General features: G+C 73.8%; 20 protein-coding genes. 9 read left to right on the top strand and 11 right to left on the bottom strand.

Features of this window, described 5'->3' with window-relative positions; genetic code table 11:
• Positions 1-91: 91 nt before the first annotated feature.
• Complete coding sequence (locus tag AB0J69_RS47190) at positions 92-1,261, top strand: cytochrome P450 (RefSeq protein WP_364132252.1); 1,170 nt, start codon at positions 92-94, stop codon at positions 1,259-1,261.
• A 30-nt stretch (positions 1,262-1,291) separates the two neighbouring features.
• Here AB0J69_RS47190 and AB0J69_RS47185 read toward each other — a convergent pair whose 3' ends face one another.
• The gene (locus AB0J69_RS47185) at positions 1,292-2,101 is read right to left on the bottom strand and encodes a class I SAM-dependent methyltransferase (protein ID WP_364132250.1); all 810 of its coding nucleotides are present in this window, start codon (positions 2,099-2,101) and stop codon (positions 1,292-1,294) included.
• A gap of 148 nt (positions 2,102-2,249) precedes the next feature.
• Here AB0J69_RS47185 and AB0J69_RS47180 point away from each other — a divergent pair, with 148 nt between their 5' ends.
• Entirely contained in the window at positions 2,250-3,563 is a 1,314-nt protein-coding gene (locus AB0J69_RS47180) for an FAD-binding oxidoreductase (protein WP_364132249.1), read from the top strand.
• A gap of 39 nt (positions 3,564-3,602) precedes the next feature.
• On the opposite strand, the gene AB0J69_RS47175 is transcribed toward AB0J69_RS47180, so the two are convergent.
• From AB0J69_RS47175 to AB0J69_RS47160, 4 genes are all read right to left on the bottom strand, one after another.
• Entirely contained in the window at positions 3,603-4,091 is a 489-nt protein-coding gene (locus AB0J69_RS47175) for a luciferase family protein (protein ID WP_364132247.1), read from the bottom strand.
• Positions 4,092-4,129: 38 nt separating this feature from the next.
• Complete coding sequence (locus AB0J69_RS47170; protein ID WP_364132246.1) at positions 4,130-5,383, bottom strand: MFS transporter; 1,254 nt, start codon at positions 5,381-5,383, stop codon at positions 4,130-4,132.
• Between the two features lie 55 nt (positions 5,384-5,438).
• Complete coding sequence (locus tag AB0J69_RS47165) at positions 5,439-6,512, bottom strand: hypothetical protein (protein WP_364132244.1); 1,074 nt, start codon at positions 6,510-6,512, stop codon at positions 5,439-5,441.
• A gap of 371 nt (positions 6,513-6,883) precedes the next feature.
• Positions 6,884-7,450, bottom strand: coding sequence for a TetR/AcrR family transcriptional regulator (locus tag AB0J69_RS47160; RefSeq protein ID WP_364132243.1), 567 nt, complete (start codon positions 7,448-7,450; stop codon positions 6,884-6,886).
• 86 nt (positions 7,451-7,536) lie between these two features.
• On the opposite strand from AB0J69_RS47160, the gene AB0J69_RS47155 reads away from it, so the two are divergent.
• The 3 genes from AB0J69_RS47155 to AB0J69_RS47145 are packed head-to-tail and all read left to right on the top strand — an operon-like array spanning position 7,537 to position 9,610.
• The gene (locus AB0J69_RS47155) at positions 7,537-8,352 is read left to right on the top strand and encodes an NAD(P)H-binding protein (RefSeq protein WP_364132241.1); all 816 of its coding nucleotides are present in this window, start codon (positions 7,537-7,539) and stop codon (positions 8,350-8,352) included.
• On the top strand, positions 8,349-8,753 hold the full coding sequence (locus AB0J69_RS47150) for a TIGR03618 family F420-dependent PPOX class oxidoreductase (RefSeq protein ID WP_364132240.1): 405 nt from the start codon (positions 8,349-8,351) through the stop codon (positions 8,751-8,753). Before AB0J69_RS47155 ends, AB0J69_RS47150 begins: the two co-directional genes overlap by 4 nt.
• A 2-nt stretch (positions 8,754-8,755) precedes the next feature.
• Positions 8,756-9,610: a haloalkane dehalogenase gene (locus AB0J69_RS47145; protein ID WP_364132238.1), complete on the top strand. Its 855-nt coding sequence runs from the start codon at positions 8,756-8,758 to the stop codon at positions 9,608-9,610.
• A gap of 15 nt (positions 9,611-9,625) precedes the next feature.
• Here AB0J69_RS47145 and AB0J69_RS47140 read toward each other — a convergent pair whose 3' ends face one another.
• Positions 9,626-11,779, bottom strand: coding sequence for a CBM35 domain-containing protein (locus tag AB0J69_RS47140; RefSeq protein WP_364132237.1), 2,154 nt, complete (start codon positions 11,777-11,779; stop codon positions 9,626-9,628).
• 147 nt (positions 11,780-11,926) lie between these two features.
• Here AB0J69_RS47140 and AB0J69_RS47135 point away from each other — a divergent pair, with 147 nt between their 5' ends.
• From AB0J69_RS47135 to AB0J69_RS47125, 3 genes are all read left to right on the top strand, one after another.
• The gene (locus tag AB0J69_RS47135; protein ID WP_364132235.1) at positions 11,927-12,487 is read left to right on the top strand and encodes a TetR family transcriptional regulator; all 561 of its coding nucleotides are present in this window, start codon (positions 11,927-11,929) and stop codon (positions 12,485-12,487) included.
• A 68-nt stretch (positions 12,488-12,555) separates the two neighbouring features.
• Positions 12,556-13,374 carry an NmrA family NAD(P)-binding protein gene (locus tag AB0J69_RS47130; protein WP_364132234.1) on the top strand — a complete coding sequence of 273 codons (819 nt, stop codon included), beginning with the start codon at positions 12,556-12,558 and terminating at the stop codon, positions 13,372-13,374.
• A 293-nt stretch (positions 13,375-13,667) separates the two neighbouring features.
• Positions 13,668-13,919 (top strand): FAD-dependent oxidoreductase, encoded by a 252-nt coding sequence (locus AB0J69_RS47125; protein ID WP_364132232.1) that lies wholly within the window; start codon positions 13,668-13,670, stop codon positions 13,917-13,919.
• Positions 13,920-14,086: 167 nt separating this feature from the next.
• Here AB0J69_RS47125 and AB0J69_RS47120 read toward each other — a convergent pair whose 3' ends face one another.
• Entirely contained in the window at positions 14,087-17,281 is a 3,195-nt protein-coding gene (locus AB0J69_RS47120) for an AAA family ATPase (RefSeq protein ID WP_364132230.1), read from the bottom strand.
• 307 nt (positions 17,282-17,588) lie between these two features.
• Here AB0J69_RS47120 and AB0J69_RS47115 point away from each other — a divergent pair, with 307 nt between their 5' ends.
• Positions 17,589-18,854, top strand: a complete 1,266-nt coding sequence (locus tag AB0J69_RS47115) for a hypothetical protein (RefSeq protein ID WP_364132229.1) — start codon at positions 17,589-17,591, stop codon at positions 18,852-18,854.
• A gap of 53 nt (positions 18,855-18,907) precedes the next feature.
• On the opposite strand, the gene AB0J69_RS47110 is transcribed toward AB0J69_RS47115, so the two are convergent.
• The 4 genes from AB0J69_RS47110 to AB0J69_RS47095 all read right to left on the bottom strand — a co-directional run bounded on the left by AB0J69_RS47110 (position 18,908) and on the right by AB0J69_RS47095 (position 24,212).
• The gene (locus AB0J69_RS47110; RefSeq protein ID WP_364132227.1) at positions 18,908-19,342 is read right to left on the bottom strand and encodes a GNAT family N-acetyltransferase; all 435 of its coding nucleotides are present in this window, start codon (positions 19,340-19,342) and stop codon (positions 18,908-18,910) included.
• 371 nt (positions 19,343-19,713) lie between these two features.
• Entirely contained in the window at positions 19,714-19,935 is a 222-nt protein-coding gene (locus AB0J69_RS47105) for a hypothetical protein (RefSeq protein ID WP_364132225.1), read from the bottom strand.
• 158 nt (positions 19,936-20,093) lie between these two features.
• Positions 20,094-21,110 (bottom strand): aminotransferase class V-fold PLP-dependent enzyme, encoded by a 1,017-nt coding sequence (locus AB0J69_RS47100; RefSeq protein WP_364132223.1) that lies wholly within the window; start codon positions 21,108-21,110, stop codon positions 20,094-20,096.
• Positions 21,111-21,167: 57 nt separating this feature from the next.
• A complete protein-coding gene (locus tag AB0J69_RS47095) occupies positions 21,168-24,212 on the bottom strand; it encodes a hypothetical protein (RefSeq protein ID WP_364132221.1) in 3,045 nt (1,014 codons plus the stop codon).
• Between the last annotated feature and the right edge of the window lie 29 nt (positions 24,213-24,241).

The following is a 24,241-nucleotide window of genomic DNA, read 5'->3' as shown; positions in this document are numbered from 1 at the left end:
GACCGGGCCGGCCTCGGCTTGACCTTGACGCGACGTCAACGTCTTGACTGGTGGCAGGCAGCACCTGACCACCGGAAAGGCGTGTACCTCGATGACCCTGCCGTTCGACCGTCCCGGCCCCCTCTCACCCCCTCCCGAGTACGCCCGGCTCCGCGAGACCGCACCCGTCGCCCGGGTACGAACCCCGGACGGCCGCCCCGCCTGGCTCGTCACCTCCTACGACGCCGTCACGACCGTCCTGTCCGACCGCCGGTTCGGGCTCGCCCCGCCCGGCACCGCGTACCCCGGCAACGACACGCTGTTCCAGGACGGTGCGGCGCACGCGCGGCTCCGGCGGCTGGTGTCGAAGGCGTTCAGCCCGCGCGGCGTCGAGGCGCTGCGCGGTCGTGCTGAGCGGCTGGCGGACGAGCACGTCGCGGCGCTGGCCGCGGCCGGGCCGACCGCCGAGCTGGTGGCGGGGCTGGCCGCGCCGCTGTCGATCACGGTGATCGGTGAGCTGCTCGGCGTGGAGCTCGGCGACCGCGACCGGTTCCGGGCCGTGGCGGACGCGGCGAGCGGGGCCGACTTCGTGTTCGGGACCGAGGAGGAAGTGGCCCGGGCCGCGCGGGGATGGGAGGAGCTGGCGGCGTACGCGGCCACGCTGGTCGAGGCCAGGCGCGAGGCTCCCGGGGACGACCTGCTCAGCTCGCTCATCGCCGTACGGGACGCCGAGGACGGGCGGCTCAGCGACGGCGAGCTCGTCGCCATGACCGCCACCATCGTCTCCGCCGGCTACCTGTCGGCCCGCAACGCCATGTCCACCGCCGCCCTCCGGCTCCTCACCGAAGGACGGCTGGCCGGCCTGGCCGGCGCCACCCCGGAGCAGCTCGGCGCGACCGTCGAGGAGGTCCTGCGCATGCAGGCCGGGCTGACCGGCGAGCCCTTCCCCCGGTACGCGCAGACCGGCCTCGACCTGGCCGGGGCCGCGATCGCCGCCGGTGACCTGGTGCTGGTACGGCTCGAAGCCGCCCACCGCGACCCCCGCCACTTCGCCGCCCCCGACACCTTCCAGCCGGAGCGGCGGTCGAGCCCGTCCCTGGTGTTCGGCCACGGCATGCACTACTGCCTCGGCGCGCCGCTGGCCCGCCTCGAACTGGCCGCCGCGCTCGGTGCGCTGGCCCGGCGGCTGCCCGGCCTGCGCCTCGCGGGTTCGGTCGAGGACGTCGAATGGGTACGCGACGGGGTCGACCTCGGCCCCGCCGCCCTCCACGTCACCTGGTGACCGTTCACAGGGCCGCCTTCCGAGTCCCGCTCAGCTCCCGGCGGCGGTGTCGGATCGGCGGAGGAGGAGCGTGACGAAGCCCAGCACGCCGCGGTAGCCGTTGAGCCACAGGTCGCGATGGTCACGAGCGGCGGCCAGGGCCGCGTCGCCGTCCGGACCGGGGTGGGCGAGCGCCCAGCGGGTCAGGGTGCCGGTCCAGGACCACTCGTACTCGTCCCACTCGTCGAGGGTGCTGGTGTGGCCGTAGACGGTGGCGAAGCCGGCGCTCTCCATGCGCTCCACCGTGCCGGCCAGGTCGGCGAGCTCGCCGGGCTCGGCGTCCAGCCGGGCGAGGAGCTCGGGCGCGGGCGGCCGCTCCCAGAAGCCCTCGCCGACCAGGGCGAGCCCCGAGGGCGGGCGCAGGTGGCCGCGTACGGCACGCAGGGTCGGCGCGAGCCCGCCGAAGGCGTGCGTGGCGCCGACGGACAGCACCAGGTCGTACGTCCCGGCGGAGGCCGTCTCGGAGGCCGGCTCGGAGGACGGCTCTGAGGCCGCGCCGGAGGTGAAGTCGGCGGCCGGCATCCGGTGCAGCCGGAGCCGGTCCGAGACGCCGCGGCGCTCCGCCTCCTCCGCGGCGCGGGCCAGGGCCCGCTCGGAGACGTCCACCCCGTCGGCCGTCGCGTCCGGACAGAGCGCCAGTGCCCGCGTCAGCCACGCCGCCTCGCCGCAGCCGAGGTCGAGGATGCGGGCCCGCGGCGGCAGCTTCGCCCGGCCGAGCAGGCGTTCGAGGCTGCTCTCGCTGATGGGCGCGGAGACGGGATGGTCCCCGTGGGCGACGCCGCTGATCTGATCACGTTCCATCCGAGGGAATATGCCTGATCAGCGGCCGGATGCCAAAACGCGGCGCGGAAACTTCCCCGGGTTCCCGTCACGTTTCGTCTCCCGCGTCCGTCATATCGGCGAACCCGGACCCCCGGGGTTTGAAGACGACATGGGAGCTGAGAGAGACATGACGAACACCGATCTGCGCGGCGCGGTCGAGGGCAGGGTCCTGGTGCCCGGCGACGACGGGTTCGAGCAGGCGGCCACGGCGTGGAACCTGTCGGTACGCCAGCCCGTGGCCGCCGTCGTGGCGGCCACGGACGCCGATGACGTGGCGGCCCTGGTGCGGTACGCGAACAAGGCCGGGCTGACGGTGAGCGCCCAGCCGACCGGCCACGGCGCCTCGGGCGACACCGACGGGGTCGTCCTGCTGCGTACCGGGCTGCTGGGCGGCGTCGAGGTCCGCCGCGAGGAGCGGGTGGCCCGGGTGGGCGCCGGGGTGAAGTGGGGCGAGGTGCTGACGCAGGCCGGGCCCCTCGGCCTGACCGGCCTGGCCGGGAGCAACCCCGCCGTCGGCGTGGCCGGCTACACCCTCGGCGGCGGCCTGAGCTGGTTCGGCCGCAGGCACGGCTTCGCGGCCGACAGCGTGCGCTTGTTCGACGTGGTGGGCGCCGACGGCGAGCCGGCCACGGTGACCGCCGGGTCGGACCCGGACCTGTTCTGGGCGCTGCGCGGCGGCGGTGGCGACTTCGCGCTGGTCACGGCGATCGAGTTCGAGCTGTATCCCGCGCCCGCCCTGTACGGGGGGCGCATGATGTGGCCGGGCCACCGCGCCCGCGAGGTGTTCGAGGCCTTCCGCGAGATCACCGCCGAGGCACCGGGCGAGCTGTCCGTATGGTTCAACCGGGTGCAGTTCCCCCAGGCGCCGGCCATGGTCACCGTGGACGCCGCCTTCCTCGGCGAGGAGGGCGAGGGGCGCGCGCTGCTCGCCCGGCTGGACAAGATCGACGATGTGATCGCCGACAAGCGCGGGCCGATGGCCGTGGCCGACCTCGGCGACATCACCGCCGAGCCCACCGACCCGGCGCCCGTACGCTCCCGCACCGAGCTGCTCACCGGCCTGGACGACGCGGCGGCGGAGGCCCTGCTGGACACGCCGATGGAGCCGCTGGTCGCCGTGCAGGTCAGGCACCTGGGCGGGGCGCTGGCCGCCGCCCGGCCGGACGCGGGGCCGAGCGGTCCCATGAGCGAGCCGTACCTGGCCTACCTGCTCGGCGGCGCGTTCAACCCGGAGATGGCCGCGGCCGTGAGCGAGCGGCAGGGGGCGTTGGCCGAGCAGCTCGGGTCGCTGGTGAGCGGGCGCAAGCCGTACACGATGCTGGGCGGCGGGGACCGGGCCGCGGCCGCCTTCCCCGAGCCGGACCTCACCCGGCTGCGGGACATCAAGCGGGCCCGCGACCCGCACGGCGTGCTGCGCGCCAACTTCCCCGTCCTCGCGTAGACCCGGCGGGGCGGGGGCGCGCCCGCCCGAAGCCTCCGGTCAGAGGATCTGGCCGGAGGCGAAGGCGTGGCTGCGGCGCACCAGCTCCCACACCGTCTCCAGCTCGTCCTCGTCGCGCGGCCCGTACAGCAGGACGAGGGTCGGCGGGCAGCGGCCCTCGTGCACGATCGGGTGCAGCTCGGCCCACCCCTTCTCGACGGCCTCGGCCGCGTCGGCCTCGGGCAGGAGCGCGTGCAGGCTCCCGTCGAAGCGGCCGTGCAGGTGCGCGAACTCGGTGCTGTCGCGGACGAACGCCGAGCCCGGCCCGAACGCGTGCGCCGGCTCCATGTGCAGCGCGCGCGTCTCGGGCAGCGAGACGACGCTGGGACCGGTGCGTACGTGGTCCAGCCCGGACATGCGCCGCCACAGCTCCTCCTGCAGCTCCACCGGGGCGATCTGGTCGAGCTGCTGGTGCGGGATCTCCGGAGTGGTGGTGGGCCGCTCACCCAGCCGCTCCCCGAGAACGAACAGAGCGGATGTAATGGTCATCTCTGTCTCTTTAGTGCTCACACTTAGTTATCGTACAATTACCCTCGGTCGGCTCTCCATGGTGGTACGTCCTCGACGTCGCGGACGCCGCGCAGCGCCACATGGACCGGCAGCGGCGACAGGACGATGATCGCCCCGGCCGCCCACAGGGTCGCCCGCGGCCCCGCCACCTCGCCGAGCATCCCCCCGAGCAGCGCGCCGAGCGGGAACAGGCCCATCATGAAGCAGCGCATCGTGGCGTTGACCCGGCCGAGCAGGTGCCCGGGGCACAGGTGCTGGCGCAGGCTGACGCTGGTGACCGCGTACACGATCTGGCCCAGCTCGCCGGCCGCCGTGCCCACCACGAGCAGGCCGGCCCCCCACCCGGGTCCCGCCAGGGGGCCGAGCAGCGTGACCGGGCCGGTCACGGCCAGGGACAGCCAGATGATCCGGGCGGAGCCGAAGCGCCGGGCCAGGCGGGGCGTGAGGGCCGCGCCGATCATGACGGTGACCGAGCCGAGCGCGAGCACGATCCCGATCACCGTGGGCGGCAGGCCGATCGTGCGGACCATGAAGATGAAGGAGACCGCCGAGGCCATCGCGAACGAGAAGTTGCAGGCCGCGCTGGTGAGCAGGAGGGCGCGAAGGAGCCGGGTCCGCCCGACGAACGCCAGGCCGTCCCGGATCTGCGTCCCGAGCCGGACCCCGTCCGTACGGCTCGGCGCGGCCGGCTCGCGCGTCCTGATCGCCAGCAGCGACACGGCCGACACCGCGAACGTCACGGCCTGGATCAGCACGACGTTCGCGGCGCCGAGCAGCGTGGTGGCCCAGCCGCCCAGGCCCGGCCCGACGAGCTGGCCCCCGGCGCGTACGGTCTCCATGGCCGAGTTCCCGGCGAGCAGTTCCGCTCTGCCGACCACGGACGGCAGGTAGCTCTGGTAGCCGACGTCGAAGAAGACCCTGGCCACGCCGGTCAGCAGCGAGACCAGCACGAGCTGGGCGAGGGTCGGCGTCCCGAGGAGCGCCGAGAGCGGGATCGTTGCCAGGAGGACGGCGCGGGCCAGGTCGGCGGCGACGAGGACGGGCCGGCGGCGGCACCGGTCGATCCAGGCGCCGGCGGGCAGCCCGATCAGCGCGAACGCGACCGTTCCCGAAGCCGTGACGAGCCCGAGCTGCATCGGGGACGCCTGCAGGGTCACCACCGCGAGCAGCGGGATCGCGACCGCGCTGACCTGGGCGCCCAACTGGCTGGTGGTCTGGCCGAGAAGCAGGAGCCGGAAGTCGCGGCGCCGGAACGGGGGATCACTGGGCACGAAAGCCTCCAGAGAGCTGGTGGGTGTGCCCCCACCCGCAGCTCCGAAGGCGTCGCTAGGGGAGGGGGACGTTACCGGCCCTCGCCGCAGCCGTCAAACCCGACAGGGCGGGCGGGTAGGCGAACTCCTGGACACCGGCGAAGGTCTGCGGTCCGGTGATGCGGTAGCCGTGGGCGCTCTCGCTCGCCGCGTGCTCGGGACCGACGTCGACGGTGTCGGCGGTCGACCAGACGCCGTTGACCTTCTGCCTGACGACGTACAGGAACTCGTTGAAGTCCTGGTAGGAGGAGACGAACGTGTTGACGACGGTCAGCGAGCGACGGCCCGCGGTCAGGGACGGCGGGATGTCGGCGCTCTGGTCCTTCCACCGGTAGACGCGCTCCACGTGCAGCGGCTGCCAACCGCCGGCGGGGACCCCGTTCACGGTGATGGTGGCGCGCTGCATGCCGATGCCGGCGTCGAGGCGGCGGATGAGGCGTACGCCGGTGTTGGCCGGATCGACGGTCACGGTGAACCGGCTCGACCCGCCCTGGCCGAACGCCCGGCCGTCGTCGGCGACGGTACGGCCCCGAGGGGGTTCGGACGTGCCGCGACCCGGCAACCAGAAGCCGGCCAGCACGCCCAGCGACGCGGCCGCGAGCGAGGCGAGCATCGCGACCACGAGCATCCGACGCCGGCCCGGCCCGGGGTTGGGGGCGGGGGCCGTCTGGTGGGGAAGTGCGGCGAGCTGCGCCGCCACGGTCGAGGCCCCGGTCGTGGTGGGTCGCCCGGGCGCGGTGGCCTGCCCGGTCAGGGCGGGCAGGCGCGCGATGCGTACCCGCTCCCAGGCCTGCTCCCACGCCGGGAGCCGCTGCTCGGGCACGCGGCACGCGCGCAGGAACGCCACCATCACCGCCTTCTTCGGGAAACGGCGACCGGCCAGCATGTCCGCGCAGGTGGCCCGCGGCAGCCGGGTGCCGCCCGCCTTGTCCGCCCGCCCCTCCAGCTCCCGCAGCGACACGTCGGCCCGCGCGAACTCCTCGGCCAGCAGCCTCACCAGGTCCTCGTGCCGGGTCACCGACTCCAGGCCGGGCGCGGGCGGTTCCCCGGCGACCTGGAGGCCCTCGCACCCTTCCGCGTCCACGCCCATCGTCCCGGACCCTGCCCTCTCGCCGCACCTGATCGTGATTCACAGTGTACGAACGATGACTCTTCGTGTCCGAGAATTTCCGAGCCGCGACGGCCGCCGTCCGAGCCCGGCCGAGTCCGTCCGCGACCCCTGTTGGACACCCCGATCGCATGGCTTGGCTGGGCTCCGCACGACAGGCACGAAGGGGGAATCACATGCGCGTCAGCAACCGGCCCGCCGGCGTCACCGTGGCCACGGCCTGGCGTTCGTGCGCAGGTGGGCGTTCGCGGCGGGGCGCGGCACCCCCGCGGCGCCCGCGACCGCCGCCGAAGCGTCCCGGGCGCCTCTGACGGGGTCTCCCGTGCCTGCGCTGCGCGGGAGGCCCGCGGGGCTCACGCCAGGGAGTCGATCCAGCGCTCCAGGCGGCGGCCCTCCATGGCCATGAGGCCGGGGTCGCGGAAGGTGTTGGTCAGCAGCGCGACGCCCTGGTACGCGGCCATCAGCGCGACCGCCAGCTCCCGGGCGTCGTCCCGCCCCATGGCCCGGAACTGGCTCTCGATCCAGCCCAGGAGCCCTCCCATGACCTTGGCGATCGCGCGGTCCAGGCCGTCGTCGCGCTTGTCCAGCTCGGAGGCGAGGGTGCCGGTCGGGCAGCCGAACTGGGCGGTGAGGTCGCGCTCCTCGATCCAGCCGTGCAGCAGCGCCTTGAGCCGCTCCGGCGGGGTGGGGAGCCGCTCCAATGTGTCGATCATGGTCTCGAGGTGGCGGCCGTGCGCCTCGATGGCCGCCTCGATGAGCTGGTCCTTGGTCTTGAAGTAGTAGTAGACGTTGCCCACCGGGACGTCGGCCGCACGCGCGATGTCGGCGAGCGTCGTCTTCTCCACCCCCTGCTCGTGCAGCACTCGTACGGCGGCGCCGGCCAGCCGTTCCCGCTTCCCCGCCCGTGTTGAGTTAGTCACCTGACTCACTATAGACAGGCCCGCCCTCGGCCCGCTATGGTCCCGAACTAAGTCAGTCAACTAACTAACTCCATGGGAGCGAATCCATGATCGTAGTCACGGGTGCCACCGGTCAGGTCGGCGGCGAGCTGGTGAGGCTGCTCGCCGCCGCGGGCGAGCGGGTGACCGCGCTTTCCCGCCGGACCGTCTCCTTCCCCGAGGGCGTCCGGCACAGCGCCGGCGACCTGGCCGAGCCCGCGAGCCTGAAGCCCGCCCTCGACGGCGCCGATGCGTTGTTCCTGCTCGTCGCCGGTGAGGACCCGCGCGCCGTCCTGGGCGAAGCCGTGGCGGGCGGGATCCGCCGCGTCGTCCTGCTCTCCTCCCAGGGCGCCGGCACCAGGCCGCACGCGTACGGGCACCCGGTCGCCTTCGAGCAGGCCGTGCGCGAATCGGGGCTGGAGTGGACGATCCTGCGCCCGGGCGGCTTCGACTCCAACGCCCTGGCCTGGGCCGAGCCCATCCGCGCCCACCGCACGGCCGCCGCCCCGTTCGGGGACGTCGCCCTGCCGGTCATCGACCCGGCCGACATCGCCGAGGTCGCGGCCGCGGTGCTGCGTCAGGACGGGCACGGCGGGCGTACGTACGAGCTCACCGGCCCCGAGCCGGTCACCCCGCGCCGGCGGGCCGCGGCCATCGGCGGCGCCCTCGGGACGGAGGTGCGCTTCGTCGAGCAGACCGAGGAGGAGGCCCGCGCGCAGATGTCGCGGTTCATGCCGGCGCCGGTCGTCGAGGGCACCCTGGCCATCCTCGGCACGCCCACCGCCGCCGAGCGGCGGGTCAGCCCGGACGTGGAGCGCCTCCTCGGCCGCGCCCCGCGCACGTTCGCCGACTGGGCCGCCCGCAACGTCGCGGCCTTCCGATGACGACGACCACTGCACTGCCGGGCCCGGCGGAGTCCTTCCTCGCCGAGCCGCGCGTGGCCACCCTGACCACGCTGCGCCCCGACGGCTCCCCGCACGTGGTCGCCGTCCGCTTCACCTGGGACCGCGACGCGGGGCTGGCCCGCGTGCTGACCGTCGCCGCCTCCCGCAAGGCCCGCAACCTGGCCGCCCCCGGGCGGGCCGCGCTCTGCCAGGTCGAGGGCTTCCGCTGGGTCACCCTCGAAGGCGCCGCCACCGTGTCCCGCGATCCGCGCCGGATCGCCGAGGCCGCCCGCCGCTACACCCGGCGCTACCTGTCACCGCCGCCCGATCCGCCCGGCCGGGTCGTGATCGAGATCGCGGTGGACCGGACCCTGCACCTCAACATCGGAAAAGGACCATGAACATGCCCATCCAGAACGTGCTCGACTCCACGATGTCCTACCGGGAGCTCGGCGAAGGCGCGCCGATCGTCCTCCTGCACGGCAACCCGACCTCCTCCCACCTGTGGCGCGACGTCATGCCCGCCATCGGCCGGGGCCGCCGCCTGGCCCCCGACCTGATCGGCATGGGGGAGTCCGGCAAGCCCGCCGTCGCGTACACCTTCGCCGACCACGCCCGCTACCTGGACGCCTGGTTCGACGCCCTCGACCTGGACGACGTGCTGCTCGTCGGCCACGACTGGGGCGGCGCGCTGGCCTTCGACTGGGCCTCCCGCCATCCCGGCCGGGTGCGCGGCATCGCCTTCACCGAGGCCGTCATCAAGCCGATGACCTGGGAGGAGTTCCCCGAAGGCGGTCGCGAGCTGTTCCGGGCCATCAAGACCGAGGGCGTCGGGGAGGCCATGATGCTGGACGACAACGCCTTCCTCCGCGAGGGCCTGCCCGCCACCGTCCCGACGCTGACCGAAGCGGACATGGCGGCCTACCTGCGGCCGTACCCGACCAGGGAGAGCCGGCTGCCGCTGCTGCGCTGGGCCCGCTCGATGCCGCTGGACGGCGAGCCGGCCGACGTCGTGGCCCGGATCGAGGCGTACGACCGATGGCTGGCCGCCAGCGTGGAGGTGCCGAAGCTGCTGATCGACTTCCGGCCCGGCCCCGGCACGATGTGGACGCCGGAGACCATCGCCTGGTGCGCGGCCACCATCGCCTCCCTCGAGATCGTGGCGCACGAGGAGGTCGCCGGGCACCACACCCCGGAGGACCACCCGCACGTCATCGCGGCGGACGTGCGGGAGTGGATGTCCAAGCAGGGGTGGTAGCCCGGCCCCCCGTGCTCAACCGACGGGTGCGGCGATCTGGATGCGGTCGATGTCCGGCGCGTAGCCGGCGGAGGCGTTGCCGAACGTGATCGTGTTCGCGCCCGCCGCCAGGACCACGTCCACGACCGTGGTGCGGTAGTTCGACCAGCCGAGCGTGTTGCGGAAGTAGTGCCGGCGGGCGGCGCCGCCGTTGACCGAGATGTCGGCGTAGCGGTCGACGATGTTGGTGTTGTAGTTGGTCGCGCCCTCGCCGAGCTCCCCGTTGGCGTACGTGACGACCATGCGGTAGCGGCCGGCGGCCGGGACGGTGACGTTGTTGAAGCGCAGGGTGTTGGCCGCGCCCGCGCCGATGTAACCCACGTAGCCGCCGCCCGACGCGGCGGCGTTGGCGGCCGCGCGGGCGGTGCCGCCCAGCGTGTTGGCGGTGGATTCGGCCTGGTAGGAGGTGATGGTGCCGGTCGCGGGGGTGACCTCGAGGTAGTCGAGGTTGACCGCGTCGCGGTCGTCGGTGGCGTACGCGCCGACGTCCACGCGGTTGATGCCGGCCGTCAGGAACACCTTCGTGGTGACCGTGTTCCAGGTGTTCCAGTCGGCGGTGCCGGGCAGGGCGACGTCGGTGAGGTCGGAGCCGTTGAGCCGCAGCCGCACCGATCGGGCGGCCGGGGCGCCGTTGTACGGGCCCGCCGAGTACCTCAGGGCCAGGTCGTAGTAGCCGTCGTTCGGCGCCGTCACCACGAAGTTCGTGCTCGCGGTGGTGCTGGCGCCGTACCCCTCGGAGAAGGACGTGCCCGAGTAGCCGGTGTTGGGCCCGTACGTGACGCGCGCCGAGCCGGACAGGGCGGCGTACTCGGCCTCGTAGCGGGAGCCCGCCGGCGACAGGTCCTTGTCCGGCGTCACGATCACGTGGTACGCCGAGGAGCCCTTCAGCCCCGTCAGCGGGATCGTGATCTGCCCGCCGGCGGCCGTGAAGTCCGACTCGGTCACCCGGTAGGGGCCGGGGGAGGGGTTCAGCCCGGTGTCGTCCACGCCCCACACCGTGGCGTGCACCGTGCTCCCCAGCGCGGCGGGGATGCCCCGGACCACGAGGTTCGTGTCGTAGACGCCGGAGGCGGGGTTGTTGCCGCCGAAGATCACCCGGGCCTGCTTCCGCGCCGGGTCGTACGCGGCCAGACCCTGCAGGGAACCGCCGGGCGCGGGCGGGGTCACGGCGACCGTGGTGCCGGTCAGCTCGCCGTACCACTTGTACAGCCACCACCCGCCGGTCGCCTGGTTGTTCCTGGTCACCAGGTCGTTGAGCCCGCCGGCCGTCGTCCAGTACGCCAGGCAGCCGTCGACCTTGCTGTTCTCGAACCTGGCCACGAACTGCACCAGATTCCCCGGCACGCCCAGGTCGCCGGACGAGCGGCCGTACTCGTTGATCGTGATCGGGCGCGGCGCGATCCCGAGGCTCGTCTCCATCGCCCGGTAGTCGGCGTAGTGGGTGTGCCAGCCGGTGAAGAAGTCGTTCCCGAGCTCGTGCCAGGTGGTGACGTCGGGCAGCACGCCGTTGTCGCGGGCGAACGTCAGGAACGCGCGCAGGTCCGCCGAGCGGTAGGAGGCGAAGTTCGGGCCGGCGATGCGGGCGCCCGGGTCGATGGAGCGGATGCGCTGGTGGACGGCCTTGTAGTCGTTGAGGAAAGCGGTCAGGTTCCCGGCATACCAGATCTGGTCGGGCTCGTTGAAGGGCACGTAGACGTACGAGGTCCGGTACGGGTCGGCGACGACCTTCCTGGTCATCGTGTCCACCTTGGCCAGGTAGTCGGCCAGGCCGAGCCGCTCGTACGGCCACTCCTTGTAGATGTCCTGCATGTAGATCTGGATGTCGCGGCCGCCGACCCGCTTGAACATGGGCGCGATCTTCAGCGCGTCGCCGTTCGGGTGCTGCCGGCCGTCGGGGGCCTTCTGGGCGGTGACCTGGGGTTTGAGGGCGGCGAGCATGGTCTCGTTCGGGATGCCCTCGTCGCCGAGCCCGTACAGGAAGCCGGTGGCGCCGTAGCGCAGCGGGCCGGTCGGCGTCGCGAGGTCCACGACGAGCTGGGACGCGGCCCGCGCGGGGGTCGCGGGCAGGGTGCTGGTCACGATGATCGCCGCCGCCAGAGCCGCCGCCGACCAGGCATTCTTCCTCCACATGACAGTACGGCCTCCTGATGTGACCGGTCACAGATTCTGCTTGAGTGTGATCGGTCACATGGGGCAGGGAAAGAGGGTGTTATCGGCTTGTTACCGGGAAATGTCGCCCGGCCGAATGCATACGCGTGTTGGCCTACACTTGTTGTCATGCCTTTCACCGAAAGATCCGCCGGGACCCGGGCCTCCATTCTCGCCGCCGCCAGGAAGCTGCTCATCGAGCGGGGCTACGAGGCCATGACGATCCGGGCGGTCGCGTCGCTGGTCGGCGTGGACCCGTCGATGGTCATGCGCTACTACGGCAGCAAGGCCGGGCTGTTCAGCGCCGCCGTGGACGTGGACCTGCAGCTCGGCAAGGTCGAGCGGCCGCCGCTGGACCGGCTGGGCGAGCTGCTCGTACGCCACTTCCTGGCGCGCTGGGAAGGCGATCTGTCGGACGACGTGCTGATCCTGCTGCTGCGCTCGGCCAGCACGAACCCCATGGCCGCCGAGCGCATGCGTGAGGTGTTCGAGCAGCAGATCGCCGCGTTCGTGGCCCGCGCGACCGGGGCCGACGACGCCGCGTACCGGGCCGGCCTGGCCAGCACCCAGCTCCTGGGGCTGGCCCTGACCCGGTACGTCCTGCGGTTCCCGCCGATGGTGGACGCCGAGGTCGAGACGCTCGTACGCGACATCGGGCCGGTGCTGCAGCGCTATCTGGCGGGCGCCTAGCGGGTGCTATTCCCCGTGTAGCGCCTCCTGTCCGAGACCTGGAAACACCTACGGACAGGGAGAGACGGATGACGATTCTCGTGACCGGCGCCACGGGGACGGTCGGCCGCCAGATGGTGGCGCAGCTCGTCGAGCGGGGCGCGCGCGTACGTGCCTTGACCAGGAACCCGGCGGCGGCCGGGCTGCCCGCCGGGGTCGAGGTGGCCTGCGGCGACCTGGCGGTGCCGGAGACGCTGGCCCCGGCGCTGGAGGGCGTGACGGGGCTGCACCTGATCACGTTCGGCGGCGACGACTACGCGCCGCTCCGGACCGGCCCCGAGCTCGTCGAGCTGGCGGCGAAGGCGGGCGTGACGCGCGTCAGCGTGCTGAGCAGCTGGGACGAGACGTCGGTGGAGGAGGCGCTGCGGGCGGGTGAGCTGGGGTGGACGCAGTTGCGCTGCGTCGAGTTCATGGCCAACGCGCTCGACTGGGTGGCCTCCGTGCGGGAGGAGGGCGTGGTGCGCGTCCTCGGCAACCACCCCGGGGCCGTGGTGCACGAGGCGGACATCGCCGCCGTGGCCGTGGCGGCGCTGGTCGAGGACGGGCACGCGGGGCAGGCGTACGCGCTGACCGGGCCGGAGGCGCTGACCCCGGCCGAGCGGGTCCGGCTGATCGGCGAGGCCGTCGGGCGGGAGATCCGGTTCGAGGAGCTGAGCGAGGAGGGGTACCGCGCCTCGATGCGGGCGGCGGGGGTGAGCGAGGAGCTGATCGAGTTCGGGGTCGGGCTCGGCGTCGATCCGCCGGAGGTGGGATCGGTCGTGCTGCCGACCGTGGAACAGGTCACGGGACGTCCCGGGCGCACGTTCGCCCGCTGGGCCGCCGAGAACGCCGCCGCCTTCCGGAACTGACGAGGGGAAATATCACGACAATTCGCCCACCGCATCGACATTCCGCAGCAGGACCTTGGCCCGGGCCAGCCCCAGCCCTGGGCCGGGCTGCTCGCCCAGGGCGCGCGGTATCGGCGTTCACCCCGGCGTCCGGACTCCCTGCCGAGACCGTTCCGGACACCGCCGCCGCTACTGGGTGGGTCCGCTGCCTTGGGGTGTGTAGGTGGGTGGTCAGGGGCCTGTCTTGAGCGCCCGCTTAAATCGTCTTAGTTTGGATTTAAGCGAACGCTCAAAACAGTCTGCGGGGACGGATCATGCCTGATGCGGTCGTGGTCGGTGGCGGGATCGGTGGGCTGGCGGCGGCGATCGCGTTGCACCGGATCGGGTGGCGGGTCACCGTCCTGGAGCGGGCGGCCGGGTTCACTGAGATCGGGGCCGGGCTGGCGCTCTGGCCGAACGCCATGCGCGCCCTCGCCGAGCTGGGCCTGGCCGAGCAGGTACGGGCGATCGCCGCAGTGGAGACGGTCGGCGGCGTACGGAACCGGGCCGGGCGGCCGGTCCGGTGACGTTGGCCGGTCCGCGTCGGTCAGTGGGGCCCGACGCGGTGACCCTGGTCCGGTCAGGGTGGGCCGCTCTGCTGGAGGAAAGCCGGTCTGGTGGGGAGCGGCGGTCAGTTGGGTCAGTGGGACCTGATGCGGTGAGCCGGTGCTGGGACGTCGGCCGGTCCGGTGGGTCAGTTGGGCCAGTGGACCTCCGAGGGGGGTTGGTAGCGGCAGGTGGAGCCGGTGGAGATCGAGGCGCGCAGGTGGGCGGCCAGCTCGGGGTGGCGGTGGTCGAGTTGGCGGAGGGTGTTGCGGATGCGGTTGGTGACGGCCTTGCGGGCGCGTTCGGCGTCGTCGCCGAGACGGCGCGGACGGCCGCCCAGGCCGGTGGCGGTGCGCAGCTCGTCCAGCAGGGCCTGCCGCTCCGCGTCGAACTCGGCCGCGCGGCGGTCGTCGCCCAGCTCCACGGCCCGGTCGATCTCCTCGTCGAGCACCTCCAGCCGACTGCGGTAACGCGTCCTGGCCTCCTCGTCGAGGACGTCGTCACCGCCCATGCTCCGGGCCGCGACCACGACCTGCCCGCCCGGCGGGTTGAGCAGGTCGACCGCGGACACGTCGCTCCCCGGCCGGCCGATCAGGACGCGCAGGTCGGCCAGGCCCTTGGAGTCGGGCAGGTGCACCGTCCGGCCGGCGAAGGTCAGGGTCCAGACCTCCCCGTCGAAGCGGAAGGCGTTGCCGCCGCCCGGGCGCGGCAGGCGTACGAGCATGCCGAGGTCCGCGGCCTCCCGCTCCACCTGCTCGATCAGCGCGGAGGCGTCGTCGCCGCGAGCCTGGAGAGCCTCCGCCAGGCTGGCCCGGGACTCGATCGACCAGGGACGGGCGCCCAGGAGGTCGGCGGCGCGGTAGGCAGAGGTGAAGCCGGCGATCGCGTCGTCCCAGCGCTCCTGGGCCGCGTCGAGCACGGCCGCCCAATGCGCGTACGGGCCCTCGACGGCGACGGTGGCCGTGACACCCCATTGGCCGACGTAGGGGGAGATCGCGGCCCTGGCGTGCGCGCAGAGCACGGGATCCTTCGACCGGGCGGCCGCCTGCGCCTGGAACCTCAGCCACAGCGGCGCCATCCACCGCAGGTACTGCTCGCCCGCCGCCATGATCTCCGCCAGCCGGTGTACGGCGGCCTCGCTCCCGTCGTCCCGCTGCACGGCCGTCACGGCGTCGTACAGCGGGAAGTGCCGGCTGCCCGCGCGCTCCATCTCGGTGAGTACGCCCTCGGCCACGTCGAAGCGGCTCCTGAGCAGGGCGGCCGACCAGCGTTGGATCCAGCGCAGGTCCCGCCTGCCGAGGCCCGGCTGCTCGCCCAGCTCGTAGGCGGCGTCGATGTGCGCGTCGGCCTCGTCGAAGCGGCCGGTGAGGGTGGCGAACATGGCCTTGAGCACGGCGGACTCGTGCTGGAACAGCGCCAGGTCCGTATCGGCCGCCCGGGAGACGAAGGCGCGCTGCTCGGTCAGGCAGCGAGGGTCGCCCAGCTCCAGCAGTGCGCCGATGCGCCACGAGCGGGCCGTCAGGTCGAGCTGCCGGTCCTGTCTGCGCCGCGCCACCGACGACAGCTCCTCGGTGATGGCCAGCCGCTCGGCCGTGGTGCCCGGCGCCCAGATGGCGCCCAGCCTGGCCAGCAGGCTGTAGCCGAGCGCCTCGTCGTCGTCGCCCTGCCTGGCCAGGTCGGCGGCGACCTCACTCAACTCCCGCGCCGCCGCATCCAGCCGGCCCCCATCGTCCCGGCCCCCGCCGTCTCGGCCCCCGCCGTCTCGGCCCCCGCCGTCTCGGCCCCTGCCGTCTCCGTCCCCGTCGTCACCCCGGCTCGGTCTCGGCGTCGAGGCTGGCGGCGGTTTCAGGGGCGGTTGGCCTGTGCTCGCGGTTTCAGGCTGCGGGGAGGGCGGCCGAAGGGCCGGAGCGGGCCCCGGTGGTGCAAGGTGGACGAGTCGGCGGTGGGCCTCGTGGACGAAGTCGGTCCAGCGGCCCTGGCTCGAGTAGCAGAGCTCGTGCAGCTTCAGCGCCGCGATGGCCAGCAGGTCGGGTGCGTCGAGCCGGCGGGTGATCGCGATGGCCGCCTCCACGGTGCGCACCCCGGCGGCGGAATCTCCGGCGCGGTGCTGGGCCACCCCCAGGTCGAGCCCGATCGTGGCCCGGCGGCGGGGGTCGGTGGCAGGTGTGAGCTCCAGGGCGCGGCGGTAATGGCCGACGGCCTCCTCGTCGGCCATCCGGCCCTCGGCGTCCCTGGCTGCGGCGAGGAGCAGGCCGGGAGCCTCGGGGACGGCGGCCAGGTAGGCGTGGTGGGCGCGGGTGGCCGGCAGTGCCGTGTCCAGGGCGCGCAGGGCGGCCGCGTGCAGGGCGCCTCTGGTGGGCTCGTCGAGCTCGGCGTAGAGGGTCTCGCGCACCAGGTCGTGGACGAAGGCGAACCGCCCGGAGCCGTGTGAGGTGACGAGCTTGGCGGACACCGCCTGGTCCAGCGCCTGACCCACCGGCCCGGACGAGACCAGCGCCGGCTGCCGCCCGGACGGGACGTCGGCCGTCAGGGCCGTGGACAGCGTCGAGGAAGTGAACTCCCGCCCCAGCACCGCCGCCATCCGCAACACGTCGAGCACCCCGCCCGCCAGCCGGGACAGCCGCCGCCGCACCGCCGCCCCCACCCCGGGCGGGATCGTGGCGAGCGGGCTGCCGCCCTGCCACAGCCGCGCGGTCTGCTCCACGAAGAACGGATTGCCGCCCGTCCGCTGGTGGATCTCCGCGATCAGGTCGTCCCCGGGAGAAACCCCCGTCGTACGCGCCACCAGCCGCCCCACGCCCTCGCGGTCGAGCCCCGTCAGCGCCAGCGTGGTGGCCTTGGCCTCCAGCGGCAGGCTGAGCGGCCCGTCCACCTCGGCGTCGCGGTAGGTGCCGATGACCAGCAGCCGCTCGAACCAGGCGTGCCGCACCACGAACTCCAGCAACCTCAGCGACGCCGCGTCCGCCCAGTGGAGGTCTTCGAGCACGACCACCACCGGCCGCTCCCGCGAGGCGTCCACCAGCAGGCCCGTCACCGCGTCGTAGAGCTGGAACGCCTCCCCGTCGGCCCCCGCCAGGCTCTGCGGCGTGGCGCCCGGCGCGAGCTGCCTGACCACCTGCACCCACGGCCAGTAGCCCGGCGCCCCCTCGCCCTCCCAGCAGGCCCCGCTGAGCAGCCGGGCGCCCCCGCGCACGGCCTCCTCGGCCGCGCCCGCCACCAGCGCGCTCTTGCCGATCCCGGCCTCGCCGGTCACGAGCACCAGCGCCCCATGGCTGATCAGCGCACGCTCCACCTCGCCGCGCAGGATCGCGGCAGGTCGTTCCCGTCCGATGAGCATGGCCATGCGGGAACCCTACGCGGCCGGGCCGACAATCTCCGGGATGAAAGTTTCAGCAGGAACCCGCAGGTCGGTGAGAGCGCGACGGCGGTGTGTTTGACGGCCGCCCGGGAGCGTGCGATCAAAGCTCGGACAGGAACGACGGCCTACCCGAGTTCGGCCGCCCCGGCCGAAGCCGCGCGTACGGCGGCTCGGCGCGACGACAAAAGCGGCAGCGCGAACGGACGGCCGGAACTGACAAGCCGGGCCTTGAGGAAGCGCGCCCTTTCTCAAGGCCCACGGATGTTAGCGCTACCAGAAACGGAGGACCGGCGTGAAGACACTCATCCGACGCCTGGCCATCCTGCCCGTCCTGCTCATCTGCGGGTTCCTGTTACCCCTTCGCCCGGCCCTGGCCGACACGAACGTGGCCAGGAACGCGACCCCGTCGGCCTCGTACACCTCCCCCTGGGAGACCACCGCCGCGATCAACGACGGCATCGACCCCCCGAGCTCCAACGACACCGTGAACCGCCGCTGGGGCACCTGGCCCAACACCGGCACCCAGTGGGCCGAGCTGACCTGGACCTCCAACCAGACGATCAAGTCGGCCGAGGTGTACTTCTTCGACGACGGCGGCGGCGTCCGCGTACCGGCGTCGTGGAAGCTGCAGCGCTGGACCGGCAGCGCGTACGCCGACATCCCCGGCACCTACCCGATCTCCGTCAACGCCTACAACAAGATCACCTTCTCGGCGGCCGTGAGCACCACGCGGCTGCGCGCCGTCCTGCAGAGCGGCCAGGCGTCGGTCGGGCTGCTGGAGGTCAAGGCGTGGGCCGCCGACCCGCCGGGCGGCGGCACGGGCTGGAACCCGCCGGCCAACCTCGTCACCCCGCTCAACGAGGTCTGGCAGCACCAGGAGAGCACGTACCCCAACCTGTACGGTTTCCGCAACTACGGCTGGGACCAGGTCATGGCCAACGGCGGCTCGATCAACTACTGCGTGCGCTGGGACTCCGGCGCCTCGGTGACCGCCGCCCAGCGCGACCAGATCCACGCCACGCTGGCCCGCCAGTTCAAGAAGTGGATGGACCTCATGGTCGGCCACAACGGCTGGCCGTACAGCAGCGTGCCGGTGAAGGTCGTGGGCTGGGCCGTACGCGACCGCGCCCAGCTCCAGTGGAGCGACAACTCCGTCGACATCTACGTCAACGACATCCGCGAGAACGCGCCCCAGTGCGCCGAGCCCTGCGGCCGCTTCTTCAACCAGAGCGGCAACTACCCCAACTGCCCGGGCGGCGCGTCGCACCACTACGACATGTCGCTCTGGCTGACCTCCGGCTTCGGCGGCGGCGCCGGCGGTGACTGGGGGCAGCGGATCGGCAGCGAGTACTACATGTCCAACCTCAACACCGACAACGTGCACATCCTGCTGCACGAGATGGGCCACTCGTTCGGGCTGGACGACTTCTACGACTGGACTCCCACGGGGGTGTGCTGCTTCCTGATGAAGGCGGGCAGCGCGTCGTCGATCACCGAGTTCGACGCGTGGATGTTCCGCGACTGGTGGCGTCACCTGAAGAGCCGCTACGGCCTCTGACCGGGCAGAATGCCGCCGGGCCCGGTCGATGGACGCCTGCCGGGGCCCGGCGGCTACGGGGTCACGTAGTGGTGTACGAGGGCGGGTTCGCCGGCCGCGTTGACCCAGTCGGCGCGGCTGCTGCCGACCCTGCGCCAGCCGGACCGCTCGTAGAACGCGATGGCCGCCTCGCCCTCGGAGGACACCTCCAGTTTCAGCGGCCCGCGCGCGGCGGCGCGAACCGCGTCGAGGAGCCGGGCCGCCAGACCGCGCCCGCGTGCCGACGGGGCGACGAACAGGCGGACGATCTCCCCGTCCCGGGTGAGACCCACGTGGCCGAGCACGCTTCCCGCCTCGACCGCGATCCAGGCCGACGTCAGGCCGGCCGGAGCCAGCCAGCCCCAAGGGTCGTCCGGCCAGTCCACGGGATAGCGGTCGGCGCGCTGGACCTCGGCGAGCGCCGCCACGCAGGCGGCCGCGTCCTCGGGGGTTCTGCGGCGGATGTTCACCCGGACCAGGGTAGGGCCACGACACGGGGCCGCCGCGTGCGGCTCAGGTCCCGTGGGCGCCGCTCAGCATCGTGCCGACGGTGGCGCGTCGAGTGGTGAGGCGCTGCGCCGGTGATGGGCGTGCTGTGGCCCGGCGCTGTGTGAAGGGCTCAACGTGGTGGACGTCGTGTGACGCGGACCGTGCCGGGCGGAGGCGGCCTGAGGGAGTTGGTCGGCCGGAAGCCGGAGGTCGGCGGGCGTTGTGCGGTAGGGGTGGGGCGGAGGGGGTGGGGTTGCGGCGCGGCGCCCTGGTGCTGGATGCCGGCCGGGCACCAGGGCGCCGCGCCGCGGGGCGTGGCCGCGGTCCTCAGGGACGGGCCGCGGTCAGGCCGTCAGCGTTGTTGCGTGCAGTTCGCGGACTCCGGCGAGGCGACGGGGACCTGCACCCCGATGCCTGCGGCGTCCAGGCCCGGCACGCAGACCTTGGCGTTGTTGAGCACGTCCACCGTGCCCTTGACGTCGTGCGGGACGTGCGCCGCCGCCGGTGCGGCGAGCGCGGACAGCGCGAACGCCCCGGCGAGGGCGACGGTGGTGATGCGGATCGGATGGCGCATCGGGACAGCCTTTCTGGTTGCGGAGGGGGCCAGTGTTCTCCCTGAGGTGTTTTGCCGCTGACCTCGACCACGGAACGTGACTGTCAGTTACTCTGCGCTGTCAAGTTCGCAAGGGCACCCTGACGTCACTGTTGCGATCCTGTGATGGCGATCGAGGGTCAGGTCAGGGCGTCGAGGGCGCGGTCGACGTCGTCCTCGGTGGTGTAGACGTGGAAGCTGGCGCGTACCTTGCCGGCCCGGACCGCCGCCCGGATCCCGGCCGCCGCCAGCCGCTCCCCGGGCGCGTCCACCGAGACGATGGCCGTGTCGGACGGCTCCAGACCGAGCCCCGTACGGAAGCGGTTGGCCAGGGCGACGTCGTGGTCGCGGATGCGCGCGACGCCGAGCTCGTTGAGCAGCTCGATGGCGGGGGCGGCGCCGACGTACGAGAACCACGCGGGCGACAGGTCGAACGCCCGGGCGTCGTCCGCCAGGCGCAGCGGCGGGCCGTAGTAGGAGCCGCCCTCGTCGGCGCCGCCGTACCAGTTGGCGGCCAGCGGCCGCATGCGCTCGCGCAGGCGCGGCGACAGGTACCCGAACGCGGCCCCGCGCGGCGCCATCAGCCACTTGTACGCCGCGCAGGCCAGCACGTCGAGACCTTCGACATCGACGGGCAGCCACCCGCACGCCTGGGAGCCGTCGGCGATGACCAGCACGTCATGCGCCCTGGCGGCGGCCACGATGTCGGCCGGCGGCGCCACGTACCCGGTGGCCGACTGGACCAGGCTGAACGCCACCGCCGCGGTGTCACGGGTGATGGCGTCGGCCAGCCGGTCGGCGGGCACCGTCTCGACGTCGGCGGCCACGGCCCACGGGAACAGGTTGCTGGTGAACTCGATCTCGGGCACGACGACCCTGGCCCCCGGCGGGAGCGCGGTGGCCACGACCGACATGATCTGCGAGACGGTCGACCCGACGCTCACGTCGGAGACCGGCGCGCCGACGAGACGGGCGAAGGCCACCCGGGAGCGTCCCACGGAGGCGTCCCACGGCTTCCAGTCGCCGCTGCCGTGCCGCCATTCGGTCAGCACCGCCTGGAGTTCTTCGAAGGCGCGGCGCGGAGGCAGGCCGTAGGAGGCGGTGTTGAGCCAGCCGGGGTCGGCGTCCCAGAGCTTGCGGGCCGAGGCGATGTCCATGGGATCAGCCTAGGAACCGGAGCGGAGGCGGAGGAGAGGAGGTGCCGGCCGGTGGTCTCAGCGGGCGGCGCGCTGCCAGAGGGCGGGCCAGCCGCCGTTGCCCAGCCAGGCGGCCGGGACCCGCAGCCCGTCGGCGGCCACCCGCTCCCGGAACGCGTCCACGCCGGCCCCCAGCTCCGCGGCTCCCGTCAGGGCGCGTTGCCAGGGGCCGTCCGGGTCCTCCAGGCTCGTACGGGGGAAGCCGGGGACGGCCGTCTCGCCCGGCTCGCTCACGGCGACGGACGCAAGTCCGGGCACCGGGGGCCAGGACGTGATCGCGACCACCAGGGAGCAGAGCACCGCCGTGTCCGCGTGCCGCGCGACCTGGTGCGCGAGCATCGGGTCCGAGGCGCGCGCCAGGCGGCCGAGCGCGGCGCGGATCCTGCGGGCCACCAGCTCCATCGAGCGGGCGGGCGCGATCGCCCCGTGGCGGGCGAGGCCGCGCAGTGAGCCCGGCAGCGGTTCGCCGGCCGCCAGCAGGCCGAGCTGGTCGTGGCGGGCGCGAAGGCCGGGGTCCAGCGCGGCGAGAGCGCGTTCCAGCGGGCGCACTCCGGTCGCCTGCCACAGCGCCACCAGGCCGGCCGCCGGCAGGCCGGCCCGGCACACGCTCTCCATCCGGTCGGCGGAAAGCCTGCGTAACGCCGTGAGCACCTCGGTCCCCGGGTGACCGGCGTCCGCGTGCGTCCGCGAGCCCGGGAGCGGGTGGCCTCGGACGTTGTCCGCCGTCAAGAGCCCTGGACGCTCCCGAGGGGTGCCGGCGGGGGGTTCCGTGCGGGGACGGGTCCGCGGGGCGGTGGCAGCCGGGGACGCCGGTCCGGCGGGGCCGGTGGCGGTGATCGTCCCCTCGTTCCGGGCGCTGGCGGCCCTGCCGCCGCGGGCGTCGTACAGGGACCGCAGCGTGTGCAGGGCCGCCAGCGTGTCCGGGGCCTCCATGGCAAGCTGTGCGAGCTCGGCCAGGGCGCCGCTGACCTCCTGGAGCGTCCGGTTCGCCGGCCGCCGGGGCGCCGGGCGGGGCTCCTCGGGCCGTTCGCGTGCGGGAGGTTCGGTGGCGGCGGGCGCCGGGAGGGCGGCCACCCAGCTCGCCACCCGCGTGCCCAGCTCGCGGTCCGGATCGGCGTTGAACCTGGCCCGGATCTCGGCGAGCCGCCAGCCACGGGCGCGGTGCTGGAGCTCGACGTTGGCCACGATCCTGCCGCTGTCGTCGCGCAGCGCCAGCAGCGCGCACCTGCCCTGCTCGGCGGCCTCGACGTACCAGGGCGAGGCGATGCAGTTGCCCATGTACGACGACCAGCGGGCGAGCATGCGCGCGTCGCGGGCGCACTCCAGGCGTACCCGCGTGCCGGGCAGGATCGTGCCGTCCAGCTCGGCCAGCGGCTCGGGCAGCCGGAACGCCGCGGTGAGGGCCTGAGCGATCTCCCGGTCGGCGACCAGGCCCGCGGTCAGCTCCCGCCAGGTGCGGCTCTTGCGGGCCGGCCGCCCGCCGAACGCCACGAGCTGCGCTGCTCCGGCCAGGGCCGAGGGGATCGAGTCGAGCGGGGGCACGAGCTGCTCCCCGTCGTCCGGGTCCGGATCCGGGTCGGCGTAGGGGTAGGTGGGACCGTACCGGATGTCGGCCCGGTCGTGGCCGTTGAGCTGGGCGAGCGCGTCGGCGAGCTCGGCGTACCAGAGGAGGTCCCCGACCCGCTCCTCCTCTTCCACCGGCACGCCGGGCCGCGCCGCCGATCGCGTGGCCAGGCTCCCCCGCCCGCCGCCGAGCGGTGTCTGGTCCCACCCGGCCGGGTCGCGGCGGGAGTCGTACCCGACGGCCGCCCGCCACTCCCGCAGGGCCGACGTCGACCAGCCGTGCAGTTGCTCGCCGGCCTCGTCGAGCCGCTCGGTGACCGCCAACATGACGATCCGCGCGTACTCGGCCGCCCTGGCCAGGCGCTGCATGACGTACGGCTCGGACGGGGCCTTCAGCCTCGCGGCCAGGTCCCTGACGTAGCAGCCGGGACGGGCGGGCAGTCCCGCGAGGCCGGGGACGCGGCGGGCGGCCCGGCCCGCCTCCCAGGACCCCATGAGACGGGCGGCGGCGGTGAGCTGGGCGGCGCACCGGGCGACGCCCTCCTCGACGCCGTGGTCGGCCACGGCCACGGCGGTACGCAGCAGCACCGTGGCGGCCATCGCGTCGGCCATGGTGCGGCCCATGAACACCGTCCACTGCCAGGAGCCCGGGCGCCAGCGGGCCGCCTCGACCAGCGACGGCTCGTGGCCCAGCTCCGTGCGGATCTGGTGGATCAGCAGCTCGTCGTCGTGGGCCCGGTAGCGGGTGGTCAGCTCCTCCAGCCTGCTGTGCTTGCCCTGGGTGGCCCGCAGCCGCTCCTTGCGCCTGGCCCGCTCCTGCTGCGCCGCCACCTGGTCCCACAGGTCGAGGAGGAGGTCGAGACGGCGGCGCGGGGGGAGCGGCCCGAGGACGCGCTGGAGGTGGCCGGCCATGGTGGAGGCGGCGGCCCGCGGGGTCGATGCCACGGCGGTGGCGCCCAGGTGGAGGAGGCGTTCGAGTTGCTCGGCGCCCAGCACGCCGCTGGCCGCCGAGGCGAGCTGGAGCGCCGCCCAGCGGCCCTCGGCGATGGCCCGGTTCGCGGCGGCGGCGACAGGCTTGGTCGCCTCCGCGCCGAACAGCGCCACCAGCACCCCCGCGCGCTCGCCCAGCCGGTGCAGGCCGTCCAGCCCCAGCACCTGTACGGCGGCCAGCACGGCGTCGCGTCGGTCGCCCCGCACCCCGTCCAGGCGGGCCGACACGAAACCGGGGCACAACTCGACCCCGGCCCCCGCCGCTGTCACCGTGTCCCCGCCCTCCGCCGCGCCAGGGCCGATCGTTTCGGGGCCGGTCGCGAGGAGCCGGGTGAGCGCGGCCAAGGCGGGTGCCGGGTCGGCGCCGGCCGGACCGACCGCGACGGGCGCGCCGGCCGCCGGGTCCCCCTCCGCGCCGCCCTCCGGGGACTCGCCCGTCACCAGATGTCCCCGTGCGTCCCAGACGTCCTGGTCGCGTCCCGTCACCACCCCGAAAGCCAGCCGCACCACAAGCACATGATTCGGGCAACCGGCCGCGC

Source organism: Nonomuraea sp. NPDC049709, from assembly GCF_040674815.1.
Lineage (GTDB): Bacteria > Actinomycetota > Actinomycetes > Streptosporangiales > Streptosporangiaceae > Nonomuraea.
The sequence above is the reverse complement of the archived record's forward strand: the minus strand, read 5'-3'. Positions and strand labels throughout refer to the sequence as shown.